Source organism: Actinoplanes sp. L3-i22, assembly GCF_019704555.1.
GTDB lineage: Bacteria > Actinomycetota > Actinomycetes > Mycobacteriales > Micromonosporaceae > Actinoplanes.
In genome coordinates, this window is the sequence record NZ_AP024745.1 from 4,868,369 (window position 1) to 4,882,078 (window position 13,710).

Consider the following 13,710-nt stretch of genomic DNA (forward strand, 5'->3'; position numbering starts at 1 on the left):
CCGCACAGCGCGACCCCCGGCGCCGCCGCGTTGATCACCCGCGTCGAAACGACACGCCAAACGAAAAAAGCGCCTCGACGGGTTTTGGATACCCCATCAGGCGCTGTAAAACGTCTACGGAAATCAAAACTGCAACACGGTTACCGTAGCACACCGAGTGCCGGACCGGGTGCGGCGTCGACCACAACGCCGCGGGCGAGCCGGCCGGGACCGGCCGGCTCGCGTCGCGGTCAGCGGCTCTGCCGCAGGATCCAGTCGCGGATGCCGGGGATGTCGTAGGCGACCCGCCAGGTGCCGGTGTGCTCGCTGCCGCCGTTGCCGATGGTCGCGCCCGGCACCGTGCCCGGGGTGAACGAGGCGAAGTTGAACCCGGCGTGCTCGGCCCGCAGCGCGGCCACGGCGGCGCGGAACTCGGCGTCGGTGCCCGCGCCGTTCCAGGTCGCGGTGGCGACCTCGGCGCCCAGCGGTGCGATCCGCGCCACGATGGCGCTGATGCCCGGGTACGCCTTGGTGTCGCCCTGCGAGACGCACACCCACATCTTCGCGGCGGCGAGCGGATCGGCCTGCTCGGCGGGCCACTGCCCGGCCACGATGTACGACGACGCGAACAGGTCGGGGTGCCGGATGTTCATGCCCAGCGACAGCATCGCGCCCATCGACTGGCCGGTCGCGTGCAGCCGCCGCCGGTCGATGCGGTACTGCTCGGTGAGCCGGTTGACCAGGTTGACGGTCGTCTCGAAGTACGCCGACGGCAGGTAGGTGTCGTCGACCACGATCGCCGGGTACGCCGGCGCCAGCACGAAACACTCGTGCCGGGCCTGATCCGCCGGGCTCGCCCAGACGGTCGCGCCGGTGCCCTGCGCCAGCGGGGACAGGTGCCCGCCGGCGACCACACTCGCGTCGTGCATGAACAGCACCAGCGGGTACGAGCGCCGCGGGTCGTAGCCGCGCGGCACGAACAGGTTGTACGGCAGGCTCAGCCCGGTCACCTCGTCGGTGAAGGTGAGCTGCCGGAAGTCGTCGACGATCAGGTTCTCGGTGGCGGTGTTCGGCACCGCTGTGGCGCTCGCCGGGTACGCGGCGCCGTGCGTGGTGTGCACCGTCGCGGCCTGCACGACCGTGGCCGAGGCGGGCAGCACCTGGTGGCTGGGGGTGGTGTCGCCCACGGTCGGCGGGCCGCCGGTGCCGCCGGTGCCGGGCAGCGACACCCAGAGCTTGGCGGCGGTGTCGTCGAGCGACAGCTCCAGTACGACGTACCGGCCGCTGCCGCGGCGCTGCCCCGGGTCGATGCCGGGCCGGTCGGCGGTCCAGACGCCGGTGACGGTCCGGCCGGGGACCTGGAACGTGGCGGTGGTCAGCGGCCGCCCGGCGATCTCCGCGTCGTAGGTGAGCACCAGGTGGGTCAGCTTCTGCCCGTCGCCGTAGACCTGGGTGTACGCGGTCACGCGGCGCAGATGCGTGGCCTCGGCCGCCGCGGCCGGGGCGGCGGCGGCGGCGGGGCCGAGCACCGCCAGGGCGCCGCCGGTGCCCGCGGCCAGGAACGCTCGTCTGCTGATGGTCATGCCGGTTCCTCTCAGCGCAGCTGCTTGGTGACGGTTTCGGCCCGCGCGGCCAGGCGTTCGGCCGAGCCGGGGGCATAGCCGGAGTCGACCGCCTCATAGGTGACGTGGGCGTAATTCCAGCGGTCGGCCATGTTCTTCGCGCCGCCCTCGAACATCGAGGCGACGAACGTGTGCCGGAATCCGGAGTGTTCGCGGATGTCCAGGGCGGTGCCGGTGGACAGTTCCGGCGAGGCGCCGACGAAGACGGCGGCACCGAGCCGGAAGACCCACAGGGGTGCCGAGGCCGTACCGGTGGGCGTGAAGTCGTAGGACGTGACCGGCCCGGTCGGGTGGCCCTGCGCGATGGTCGCCACGGTGACCGCCGACCTGGTGTAGCCCAGTGCGGCCCGGCCGCCGGTGGTGATGGTCTGCGCGACCCGGACGATCTCGGTGCCGAGCCGCTCGCCCTGCACGGTGAGCAGGGTCCAGCCGGCGTCCCCGGCGTCGACCTGGGACCAGTTGCGGTCCTTGTCGATGGTGTAGCGCTTGGCGCGGTACGCCGGGAACTGGTCGCCGCACGCGCCGACCAGGAAGAATCCGACGGTGTCCGGCCCGTACTGCGCCTCGACGTGGGCCACCGCGGCGCCGGCCAGATCGGCGGTGATCGGCAGGTCGCCGCCGGCCGTCACCGACTCCATCATCACGCAGGACTGCACGTCGTAGTTGGCCAGCACGGCGATCGGCCGGCCGGCCAGGTCGTCGAAGCGGGCGACGGTCACGGTCTTGCTCGACGGCAGCGACTCGCCGGTGCCCAGCCAGTAGCCGGCGGCCGTCGCCACGTTGCGGTTGACGTTGACGTCGCAGGTGCCGGAGCCGTAGCCGACCTTGGCCGGCGCCCGGGTGGCCGCCGCCGCGCCGGCCGCGCTCCGGGTGGCCGCGACGATGCTTGCCACCCAGGCCGCGGCCTGGGCCGACTGGGTAGTGGCTTGCACGTGCGGGGCGGAGAACGTGTGGGTGACGGTGACCATGATGTTCGCCGCCGGGACGCCGGTCGCCTCGCCGATCACGGTACGCATGGCGGTGATCGCCTCGGCGCTGATCGAGGTGAGGTCGAGGATGGCCAGGGCCACGGTGGTGCCGCTGCCGGCCAGCAGCAGCACGCGGACGTAGAGGTCGTCGTGGACGGTGGTGAAGCCGTCGAGCGGCAGCAGCGAGCCGGGAACGGCGATGGCCGCCTTTCCCGCGCCCACCTCGAGGGTGCCCGCCTCCGGTGCGGCGAGCGCGGGTGAGCCGATGGCGGCGACGGTGGCGCCGAGCACGGTCCGGCGACTGATGGACGGCTGATTCTCGGTTACCAACGCAACCTCCAGGAATCGTTTCCGATCGATCGCCATCAAAATTTCAGCCGCATTACGGGTGGTCAACGACGCGATGCGCAAGCTAAGCGTGCGTCGTTCAGGCCGTTACCCGGCGTGCGTTCGATGCCCGGATCAGGGGCTTATGCCGTCGCTGACCGACACGGTGTGTGCTGTCGCGGGGGAGCGCTGCCGAATTCTTACCCGCCTCTTACCTGGATCCGGGCGGGCCGGAATTCCGGTGATCGGCCTGTTCCCGGCCTTTAGATGCGAATGGCTTCCAGGATTTCTGGTCGACGATTTCGGTTCGCGACAATCGGTCTCGCGAAATGGCAACCCGGTGGTCAGCAGTGGTCCGGCTCGGGCAGCAGGCGGGCCGGGGCGACGGTGAAGCCGGCCTCGGTCCCGCCGCCGGGGCGGGGCCGGGCGAAAACGATGCCGCCGTGCGCCGCGGCGACGTCGCGGACGATGGCCAGGCCCAGCCCGGATCCGCGCAGGCCGCGGGCGGTGTCGGCGCGGTAGAAGCGGTCGAAGACCCGGTCGAGGTCCGCGGCGGCGATGCCGGGGCCGCGGTCGGCGACGGTGACCTCGCCGCCGCGCACCGACACCTCGATCGGGGCCGACCCGTCCGGGTCGAACTTGGCCGCGTTCTCCAGCAGGTTGCCCACCGCGCGCAGCAGGCCCGGCTCGCGGCCCAGCACCCGGGAGTCGTCGGCATCGACCCGCACCTGCCGGCCGGTGCGCCGCCGGGCCCGCTCGGCGGCCCGCTCCGCCAGCGCGGCCAGGTCCAGCGGCTGCTCGGGCTCGTCGCGATGGGTGTCCAGGGCGAACTCGATCAGCTCGTCGATCAGCCGGCTGAGCTCGCGGGTCTCGCCCTGCACGTCGTCGATCAGCCGGTCCCGGCTGGCCGGGGACAGCTCGCCGATCCGGCGCAGCACGGCGGCGTTGGTCCGCAGGCTGGTCAGCGGGGTGCGCAGCTCGTGCGCGGCGTCCTGGACCAGCCGTTCCTGGGCCTCCCGGGCGGTGGCGAGCCGGCCGAGCATGGTGTTGAACGACACCGCCAGCCGGGCGACCTCGTCGCGGCCGTCCACCGGAACCGACCGGTCGACCTGCCCGCCGGCGCTGACCTGCTCGGCGATCGCGGTCAGCCGGACCAGACGCCGGGTCAGGCGCCGGGCCACCAGCCAGCCGGCGCCCGCCGCGACCAGCAGCACCGCCGCGCAGATCAGCGTGAACTGCAGCGCCATGCCGTCGAGCACCTGCCGGGTGTAGTCGACCGGCACGGCCACCTGCAGCACCCCGCGCCCGCCGGGCAGCACGGTGATCCGCTGCCGGTAGGTCGAGCCGTCCACCACGACCGCGCTGGTGAGCACCTGCCCGGGCGTGCCGGAGGCGGCCAGCGACCGCGCCGCCCCGGACGCCGGCAGCGCCAAGGGCAGGCCGACCAGCGCGGTGACCGTCCCGTCCGGGGCGAGTCGCTGGGCCACCACGTGCACGTCGCGCGCGCAGTCCGGCTGCGGCCGGCACAACCCGGGATCGGGACCGGCCAACTGGGTCGGCCGGTCGATGACCGTGGCCGGGTCGCCCTCGAAACCGGCCAGAGCGACGGTGACCGTGCTCAGCGACCGGTCGATCTCCTGGCTGAGCCGCTGCGAGGCGGCGCGGTAGCTGAGCGCGCCGATGATCGCCGCCGCCACGATGATGATGACGCCGAAGATGAGCGCGAACCGCGAGCGCAGACTCATGGCCGCCGCAACGCGTAGCCGGCCCCGCGGACCGTGTGGATCAGCGCGGGCGCGCCCGCCGCGGTGAGCTTGCGCCGCAGGTAGCCGATGTACACCTGCAGGTTCTTCGAGTCGGCGCCGAAGTCGTAGCCCCAGATCCGCTGGTAGACGGTCGACTGGTCGAGCACCACGTCCTCGTGCCGGGCCAGCAGCTCCAGCAGGTCGAACTCGGTCTTCGACAACGACAGCTCGGCGTCGTCCCAGTAGGCCCGCCGGGCGACCGGGTCGATCCGCAGCCCGGCCACGCACAGCACGGTGGCGCCGGCCGGCTGCGCCCGGCGCAGCAGCGCGCGCAGCCGGGCGAACAGCTCGTCCGGCTCGAACGGCTTGGGCAGGTAGTCGTCGGCGCCGGCGTCCAGCCCGGCCACCCGGTCGGCGGTCTCCACCCGGGCGGTGAGCATCAGCACCGGCGTCCGGTCACCGGCGGCGCGCAACTGCCGGCAGACCGCCAGACCGTCGACGCCGGGCATCATCACGTCGACGACCAGCGCGTCCGGGGCCTGCTTGCGGGCGCGGGCCAGGGTCTCGGCGCCGTCGGCCGCGGTCAGCACGGTGTAGCCCTCCAGCTCCAGGGCGCGGGCCAGCGACTCCCGGATGGCACGGTCGTCATCGGCGACCAGAACACGCGTCGGCATCCGGTAATAGTGCCCCGCCGCCGGCCCGCCCCCACGCCGTACCGTCGCCGGGGTTTGATCTTGGTGGGTGGCGGCCGTCATGCGGTGGTAACGAGCTGGCAAGAAAGTCTTGACTTCGGGGTGGTGACTACGTAGACATTGTGCATGACTACGTAGTCGGGGGAGGGGTCGGATGGACACGGCAGTGGGCAGGAGTGGGCGGGATCGGCGGCCCGGTGGGACCGACGTGGCGCGGCTGGCCGGGGTGTCGCAGAAGACCGTCTCGCGGGTCTTCAACGACGAGCCGAACGTGTCCGCGGAGACCCGGGACCGGGTGCTGGCCGCCGCGCAGCGCCTCGGTTACCGGCCCAACGGCGCGGCCCGGGCGCTGCTGACCGGGCGTCACCACCGGCTCGGGGTGGTCTCCCTCGGGACCTCGCACTTCGGGCCGTCGTCGCTGCTGGTGGCGCTGGAGCGGGAGGCGCGGGGCAGCAACTACGCGCTGAGCATCGCCAACTCGTTCGAGGAGGATCCGTCCGGCCTGGCCGAGGCCGTCGACAACCTGCTCGCCCAGGGCGTCGACGCGGTGATCCTGTCCGAGCCGGTCGACGACGGCGGTGATCCGCTCAGCGTCGACGTGCCGGTGCTGGCGCTGGGTGCGGCGCCGGTGGTGCACGCGCCGATCGTGCTGTCGGTGCACGCGGCCGAGGGCGGCGCCGCCGCGGCCGCCGCGACCGGGCACCTGCTCGGGCTCGGGCACCGCACCGTGCACCACATCGCCGGGCCGCACCGCTGGTGGGCCGCCCGCGAGCGCCGCCAGCACTGGCAGGACACGCTGACCGCGGCCGGGCGCGACGTGCCCGAGGCGATCGAGGGGGACTGGACCGCGAGCCGCGGCTACGAGATCGGCGCCCGGCTGGCCCGCGACCCGGGCGTGACCGCGATCTTCGCGGCCAACGACGAGATGGCGATCGGGGCGATCCACGCGCTGCACGAGGCGGGCCGGTCGGTGCCCGGTGACGTCAGCGTCGTGGGCTTCGACGACATCCCGCTCGCCGCGCACGTCTGGCCGCCGCTGACCACGGTCAGCTCCGACAACGCCGAGCTCGCCCGGGTCGGGCTGACCTACCTGATCGACTTCCTGAACAGCCCGGACAGCCCGCCGGCGCCGCCGCCGGAGCACGAGCACCGGCTGGTGATCCGCAACTCGACCGCCCGTCCCTCAACCGCGGAGGAGGAGAACACCCGGGCCTGACGTAAACGTCGGCCACATCCCTGTGACGGATGCGGCCGACCCAGAAGCCATCCTTCTCCCGGCACACAGCCTGCCAGCTCGGCCGGGAGTCGTCGCGACGTGCGCGTGCAGCGCGCGTCGACAAGCACGGAGGAGCTATCTCCCATGCCGACTTCCAATCCGCATCCTAACCGCCGGACGTTGCTGAACCTCACCGCGGCGGCCGTCGCCGCGCTCACCCTGGCCGCCTGCGGCGGCTCGTCGCCGGACGCGGCGGCCACCCCGGCCACCGCCGTCAGCCAGGCCGACGTCGACAAGGCGATGACCACGCCGACCACCCTGACGTTCTGGACCTGGGTGCCGAACATCGACCAGGAGGTGGCGCTGTTCCAGAAGAAGTACCCGGCCATCAAGGTCGAGGTGGTCAACGCCGGGCAGGGCCTGGACGCGTACACGAAACTGCGGACCGCGTTGAAGGCCGGGACCGGCGCGCCCGACGTCGCCCAGATCGAGTACCAGTACATCCCGACGTTCTCGATCACCAAGAGCCTGGTCGACCTGCGCCCGTACGGCGCGGACGCCAACCGGTCCAAATTCGTCGACTGGACCTGGGGCCAGGTCACCGGCCCGAACGGCGAGATCCTGGCGTATCCGCAGGACACCGGGCCGATGGGGATGCTCTATCGGGCCGACCTGTTCGAGAAGTACGGCATCGCGGTCCCCAAGACCTGGGACGAGTTCGCGGCCGCCGCCCGCAAGCTGCACGCCGCCGACCCGAAGGCGTACCTGACCAACATGTCGGCCAACGAGGCCGCCGGCTGGCACGGCCTGATGTGGCAGGCCGGGTCCAAGGCGTACACCGTGGCCGGCACCACCGTCGGGCTGGGCGTCAACGACGCCGCCTCGAAAAAGGTCGCCGGCTACTGGGGCGGGCTGGCCAGCGAGGGCGTGGTCTCCACCGACCCGGACTTCACCGACAACTGGTACCAGGGCTTCAACAGCGGCAAGTACGCCACCTGGCTGACCGCCGCCTGGGGGCCGGTCTTCCTCAGCGGCGCGGCCAAGTCGACGGCCGGCAAGTGGCGGGCCGCCCCGCTGCCGCAGTGGGACGCGGCCAAGCCGGTCGCCGGCAACTGGGGTGGCTCCACCTCGGCGGTGATCACCGGCACGAAGAACCCGATCGCGGCGGCGAAGTTCGCCGAGTTCCTCAACACCGACCCGGACAGTACGGCGATGTTCAGCACCGTGCAGAACTTCTTCCCGGCGGCCAAGGCACTGCTGGCCGACCCCGCGTTCACCGGGCAGAAGTCCGCGTTCTTCGGCGGCCAGCAGGTCAACGAGCTGTTCGCCGGGATCAGCGACACCGTCGACGTGGGCTGGCAGTGGCCGCCGTTCCTGGACCAGTCGGTGAAGGACTGGACCGAGACGACCGGCAAGGCGCTCGCGGACCGCGGGGACGCGGCCGCCGCCACCGATCAGTGGCAGGCGCGGCTGACCGCGTACGCAAAGGATCAGGGTTTTTCCGTCAGCGCCGGCTGAGCCACCTTCCTTGAGTGAGAGCCACTGCCATGGCCAATCGTGCCTATCTGTTCATCGCACCCTTTCTCGCCTGCTTCGTGCTGCTGTTCCTGCTGCCGCTGGGGTACGCCGGCTATCTGAGCCTGTTCAAGGACCAGCTGGTCGGCGGGACCGTGTTCGTCGGGCTGGACAACTACGTGCACGCGCTGGGCGACGCGCAACTGCTGCGCGGCGTGCTGCGCGTCGGCCTGTTCTTCCTGGTCCAGGTCCCGGTCATGCTGCTGGTCGCGCTCGCCGTGGCGCTGGCCGTCGACAGTGGCCTGCTGCGCCTGGCCGGGGTGTTCCGGCTGGGGGTGTTCGTGCCGTACGCGGTGCCCAGCGTGGTCGCCGCCCTGATGTGGGGCTACCTGTACGGACCGGATTTCGGGCCGCTCACCCAGCTCGGTGAGCGGCTCGGCTTCACCGCCCCGCACCTGCTCGGCGACGGCTGGCTGCTCACCTCCCTGGGAAACGTCGTGACCTGGGAGTTCGCCGGCTACAACATGATCATTCTGTATTCGGCGCTGCGGACCGTGCCGGCCGAACGCTACGAGGCCGCCGCGGTCGACGGCGCCGGGCCGTGGCGCACCGCCTGGCACCTCAAGATCCCAGCGTTGCGGCCCGCACTGCTGCTCTGCCTGGTCTTCTCGGTGATCGGCAGCTTCCAGCTGTTCGCCGAGCCGAACCTGATCCAGCGCCTGGCCCCCACGGTGATCAACTCGTCGTACACGCCGAACCTGTACGCCTACAGCCTGGCCTTCACCTCGCAGCAGGTGAACTACGCGGCCGCGGTCTCGTTCCTGCTCGGCTTCGTGATCCTGCTCGTGTCGTACGCGGCGCTGCTGCTGGCCAACCGGAGGCCGCGCCGATGATCGCCGCCCGTCGCAGCAACCTGCTGACCCTGGGGATGACCGCCCTGCTGGTCTACTTCCTGTTCCCGCTGTTCTGGCTGGTGATCGCATCCACCAAGACCACCGGTGACCTGTTCGCCACGTTCGGGCTGTGGTTCGGCCACGACTTCTCGCTGGTCGCCAACGTGCGGGCCACCTTCACCCACAACCACGGCGAGTACGGCCGCTGGATGCTCAACACCCTGGTGTACGCCGCGGTCAGCGCGCTCGGAGCGGCGTCGCTGGCCACCTTCGCCGGCTACGGCTTCGCCCGCTACACGTTCCGCGGCCGCGGCCCGCTGCTCGGCCTGATCCTGGGCACCATCATGGTCCCGACCACCGCCCTGGCCATCCCGACCTACCTGCTGTTCAGCAAGGTCTCCCTGGTCAATACGCCGTGGGCGGTCATCCTGCCGTCGCTGGTCAGCCCGTTCGGGTTGTTCCTGATGTGGGTCTACGCCCGCGACGCGATCTCCGACAGCGTGCTGGAGGCGGCCCGCATCGACGGGGCGGGGGAGCTGGCCATCTTCTTCAAGGTGACGCTGCGCAGCCTGATCCCGGGCTTCGTCACGGTGCTGCTGTTCACCCTGGTCGCCACGTGGAACAACTACTTCCTGCCACTGATCATGCTCAACGACCCGCGGTACTACCCGATCACCGTCGGGCTCAGTTCCTGGTCGGCGCAGGCGGTCGGCGGCAACGGCGGCAACGCCGACCTGCTCGCCTCGGTGGTGACCGGCTCGCTGCTGTCGGTCCTGCCGCTGATCGCCGCCTTCCTGATGTTGCAGCGGTACTGGCAGTCCGGCCTGTCCGCCGGCGCCGTCAAAGAGTGACTGGGAGTCATCACACATGCCTGAACTGCCGAACCATGTCCTGTTCGGGGCGGCGTACTACCACGAGTACCAGCCGGTCGACCGCCTGGAGCGCGACCTGGACCTGATGGCCGAGGCCGGGTTCACCGTCATCCGGGTCGGCGAGTCGGTCTGGTCCACCTGGGAACCGGAGGACGGCCGCTTCGACCTGGACTGGCTGCAACCGGTCCTGGACGGCGCGCACCGGCGGGGGATCGCGGTCATCCTCGGCACCCCCACCTATGCGGCGCCGCCCTGGCTGGCCCGGCTCTACCCGGAGATCGCCGGCGAGCGCGGCACCGGCGAGCGGATCCCGTGGGGCGCCCGCCAGGAGATCGACTTCACCCACCCGGCGTTCCGATTCCACGCCGAACGCGTCATCCGCGCCGTCGTGGCCCGCTACGCCAGCCACCCGGCGGTGATCGGTTTCCAGGTCGACAACGAGCCCGGCCTGGAGTTGCTGCACAATCACGGGGTCTTCCAGCGGTTCACCGATCATCTGCGCCACGAGTACGGCACGGTGGCGAACCTCAACCGGCAGTGGGGCCTGGTCTACTGGTCACACCGGCTGTCCACCTGGGCCGACCTGTGGAAACCCGACGGCAACGCCCAGCCGCAGTACGAGCTGGCCTGGCGGGTGTTCCAGGGCCGGCAGACCGAGCAGTTCATCGCCTGGCAGGCCGCGATCGTGCGCGAGTACGCGCGCCCGGAGCAGTTCGTCACCACCTGCCTGGCCTACGACCGGCCGGCCGTCGACGACGAGCGGACCAGCCGGGCGCTGGACATCACCGCGGGCAACGCCTACTACGTGATGCAGGACGGCCTGGCCCGCCCGGACCGGCGCACCCCGGCGCAGAGCTGGACCACCGACGGCGTGTGGGCGCTGTACCTGAGCGCCGACCGGATGTACTCCTCCCGGCAGGGACCGTTCCTGATCACCGAGACGAACGCGTCGCACATCGGGTTCTCCTGGGACAGCCGGCCCGCCTACGACGGGCAGTGGCGCCAGGCCGCGTGGGCGCTGGTGGCCCGGGGCGCCCGGATGATCGGCTACTGGCACTGGCACACGCTGCACTTCGGCACCGAGACGTACTGGGGCGGGATCCTGCCGCACAGCGGCGAGCCGGGCCGCACCTACGCCGAGATCGCCCGGCTCGGACAGGAGTTCCAGCAGGCCGGGGCGCTGGTTGCCGGGCTCACCCCGGACGCCGACGTGGCGCTGCTGTACTCGGTGCCGGCCCGGTGGATCATGCAGAAGTATCCGGCGCTGTCGCATCCGGACGGGACCCCGGACGAGCGGGCCTATCCGGGGCTGATCGAGCCGTTCTACCGGGGCGCGTTCGACGCCGGGCTGCAGGTGCGGGTGGTGCACGCCGCGCGGCGCCCGGCGGTGGCTGACGCCGTACGTCAATTTCCGATTTTGATCGCTTCTGGTCTCTATCTGACCGACGACGGGACCCTGGATTGGCTGCGCGACTACGCCGAGGCCGGCGGGCATCTGATCCTGGGACCGCGCACCGGATACGCCGACGAGGAGGCGCGCGCCCGCACCGATCGGATGCCGGCGCGGCTCGCCGAGGCCGCCGGCGTCTGGTACGACGAGTTCAGCACGATCCACGCCCCGATCAAGATCAATTCAGATCAACTGCCGATTTCCGGTACGGCGTCGGCCACCCGATGGATCGACGGACTCGTCGCCGACGGGGCGAGCGTGGTCGCGTCCTATGAACACCCGCACTTCGGGCGGTGGCCGGCGGTCACCACGCGCGAGGCCGGGTCGGGACGCATCACCCAGGTCGGCACCGTGCCCGACCCGGAGCTCGCCGAGGCGCTGCTGCGGTGGGCGGCCGATCGCCGTACCTCCGCATGGGTTTTCTCGGCCGAAAGCCTCACCCGCACCGCAGCCACGGCGGCCGACGGAAGCCGGCTGCACTTCGTGCACAACTGGTCGTTCGACCCGGCCACCGTCACCGTGCCGGTCGACTGCCACGACGTGCTGACCGGCAAACCGATCCCGGCCGGTCAGAGTCTCGACCTCACCGCCTGGGATGTCCGGGTCCTCTCCGCTGGAAAGGAAGCTGAATGTCGATCGTGAGAAGAGCCGCCGCGGGACTCGCCGTCGCGCTGCTCGCCCTGGCCGGGCCGGTCGCCGCCGAGGCCGCCACGCCCGTCCCGCAGACGCTTTACCAGCTGCCGGCCAATGCCCAGTGCACCAAGGGCTACGGCAACTGCGTCGTTTACCCGAAGGCGGCCGCGCTGCCCAGCGGCCGTCTGGTCGCCGCGTTCGAGAAGGCCACCGTCGGCCCGACCGGCGGCGCGGCCGGGCAGGTCATCCCGGTCTACCGCAGCGACGACGACGGCGCGAGCTGGCAGTGGCTCTCCGACGTGGCGCCGCCGCCGTCGGCGACCTACACGAGCAACTGGACGAATCCGTACTTCTACGTGCTGCCGCAGGCCGTTGGCAACCTGGCCGCCGAAACGTTGCTGCTGGCCACGGTGGTCAGCGGCGAGGACTACTACTACACCGAGCACAAGGCGGCCGATCCGAACTGGACGCCGACCAACGACGGCGACCGGCGTGACCTGGCGATCGCGCTCTACGCCAGCACCAGCCAGGGGGCATCCTGGACGTTCCTCAACATCGTCACGACCGGGGGCTGGCAGGGCGGCAGCGCGGGCGCGATCGGTCAGCGGATCGCCGCCGCCAACACGTATCAGCAGGTCGACCCGGTGTGGGAGCCGTACCTGATGGTCTACGGCGGTCAGCTGGTCGCCTACTACTCCGACGAGAACGACTACGCCGGCTACAGCACCTCGACCGGGGCGCTGACCCTGCGCGCCGACAACGCGACCGGGGCCGACTCGCACGGGCAGATCCTGGCCCACCGCACCTGGAACGGGGTCACCGGCAGCGCGTGGAGCGCGCCCGTGCTCGACGTCGCCGGGCTGAGCGGGACCGTCGGCGGCGGGCGGCCCGGGATGGCCAACGTGGTGGCGACCAGCGACGGCAAGTGGCTGCTGACCTACGAGTACTTCGGCGGCGGCGACACCGTGCAGTACAAGATCTCGTCGAGCCCGCTGACGTTCTTCGCGGCCGGCGGCGCGAACATCGGCGGCCTGCCGGTCACCGCCGGCTCGCCGGTGCTCACCCCCGGCGGCAGCCCGGTCGTCATCCGGCTCCCGGACGGCCGGCTGATCTACAACGCCGCGGGCAGCGGCGACGTCTGGGTCAACCCGAGCGGCAGCAGCACCGGCGCCTGGACCCGGCAGCGGACCACGATGGAGGCCGGGTACAGCCGCAACCTGACCTACGTGCCGCGCACCGGCCGGGTCCTGATCGTCACCGGCTTCGACACCATCCGGCACGCCGACCTGGACTTCGGACGGTCTACTGGCAGCTACTACAAACTGACAAACCGAAAAACCGGAAAGACGCTTGATGCGTACGGGGCGAGCCTGGCCGACGGCACGAACCTGGTCCAGTGGGCCGACAACGGGGGCCTCAACCAGCAGTGGCACGTCACCGACATCGGCGGCGGGTACCGCAGCCTGCTCAACCGGGGCAGCGGCGAGGCCGTGTCGATCTGGCAGACCAGCACGGCCGACGGTGCGCAGGCGGTGCAGTGGGTGCAGAACGGGGGGCTTGATCAGTCGTACACGCTGGAGCCGGTCGGTGCTTACTACGAGATCCGCGCCCGCCACAGCGGCAAACTGCTGACCGTTTCCGGCGGCTCGACCGCCGACGGCGCCCAGGTCGTCCAGTGGCCCGACCAGAACCTGCCGGAACAGCAGTGGTCCTTGGTCCCGGTGGCGGGATAGAGCCGTCAGCTGAATTTCGGGTGCGGCGGAGCCTGTTGAAGGTTCCGCCGCACCCGGCAGGCACA

The 13,710-nt window shown here is 71.3% G+C and carries 10 protein-coding genes; 6 read left to right on the forward strand and 4 right to left on the reverse strand.

Features of this window, described 5'->3' with window-relative positions:
• Positions 1 to 230 precede the first annotated feature (230 nt).
• From L3i22_RS21630 to L3i22_RS21645, 4 genes are all read right to left on the reverse strand, one after another.
• The gene (locus L3i22_RS21630) at positions 231 to 1,562 is read right to left on the reverse strand and encodes a hypothetical protein (protein WP_221328768.1); all 1,332 of its coding nucleotides are present in this window, start codon (positions 1,560 to 1,562) and stop codon (positions 231 to 233) included.
• Between the two features lie 11 nt (positions 1,563 to 1,573).
• Positions 1,574 to 2,899 (reverse strand): hypothetical protein, encoded by a 1,326-nt coding sequence (locus tag L3i22_RS21635; RefSeq protein ID WP_221328769.1) that lies wholly within the window; start codon positions 2,897 to 2,899, stop codon positions 1,574 to 1,576.
• A 341-nt stretch (positions 2,900 to 3,240) separates the two neighbouring features.
• Positions 3,241 to 4,641 carry a HAMP domain-containing sensor histidine kinase gene (locus L3i22_RS21640; RefSeq protein ID WP_221328770.1) on the reverse strand — a complete coding sequence of 467 codons (1,401 nt, stop codon included), beginning with the start codon at positions 4,639 to 4,641 and terminating at the stop codon, positions 3,241 to 3,243.
• Positions 4,638 to 5,315, reverse strand: a complete 678-nt coding sequence (locus L3i22_RS21645; RefSeq protein ID WP_221328771.1) for a response regulator transcription factor — start codon at positions 5,313 to 5,315, stop codon at positions 4,638 to 4,640. The genes L3i22_RS21640 and L3i22_RS21645 overlap by 4 nt, the downstream gene beginning before the upstream one ends.
• Before the next feature lie 172 nt (positions 5,316 to 5,487).
• Here L3i22_RS21645 and L3i22_RS21650 point away from each other — a divergent pair, with 172 nt between their 5' ends.
• From L3i22_RS21650 to L3i22_RS21675, 6 genes are all read left to right on the forward strand, one after another.
• Positions 5,488 to 6,549 (forward strand): LacI family DNA-binding transcriptional regulator, encoded by a 1,062-nt coding sequence (locus L3i22_RS21650; RefSeq protein WP_221328772.1) that lies wholly within the window; start codon positions 5,488 to 5,490, stop codon positions 6,547 to 6,549.
• Positions 6,550 to 6,693: 144 nt separating this feature from the next.
• Positions 6,694 to 8,067: an extracellular solute-binding protein gene (locus L3i22_RS21655; RefSeq protein ID WP_221328773.1), complete on the forward strand. Its 1,374-nt coding sequence runs from the start codon at positions 6,694 to 6,696 to the stop codon at positions 8,065 to 8,067.
• A 14-nt stretch (positions 8,068 to 8,081) separates the two neighbouring features.
• Positions 8,082 to 8,957 carry a carbohydrate ABC transporter permease gene (locus tag L3i22_RS21660; RefSeq protein WP_255658475.1) on the forward strand — a complete coding sequence of 292 codons (876 nt, stop codon included), beginning with the start codon at positions 8,082 to 8,084 and terminating at the stop codon, positions 8,955 to 8,957.
• Complete coding sequence (locus tag L3i22_RS21665) at positions 8,954 to 9,808, forward strand: carbohydrate ABC transporter permease (protein WP_255658476.1); 855 nt, start codon at positions 8,954 to 8,956, stop codon at positions 9,806 to 9,808. The genes L3i22_RS21660 and L3i22_RS21665 overlap by 4 nt, the downstream gene beginning before the upstream one ends.
• 16 nt (positions 9,809 to 9,824) lie before the next feature.
• Positions 9,825 to 11,921, forward strand: coding sequence for a beta-galactosidase (locus L3i22_RS21670; RefSeq protein ID WP_221328774.1), 2,097 nt, complete (start codon positions 9,825 to 9,827; stop codon positions 11,919 to 11,921).
• Complete coding sequence (locus L3i22_RS21675; protein ID WP_221328775.1) at positions 11,909 to 13,645, forward strand: RICIN domain-containing protein; 1,737 nt, start codon at positions 11,909 to 11,911, stop codon at positions 13,643 to 13,645. The genes L3i22_RS21670 and L3i22_RS21675 overlap by 13 nt, the downstream gene beginning before the upstream one ends.
• Positions 13,646 to 13,710: the final 65 nt, after the last annotated feature.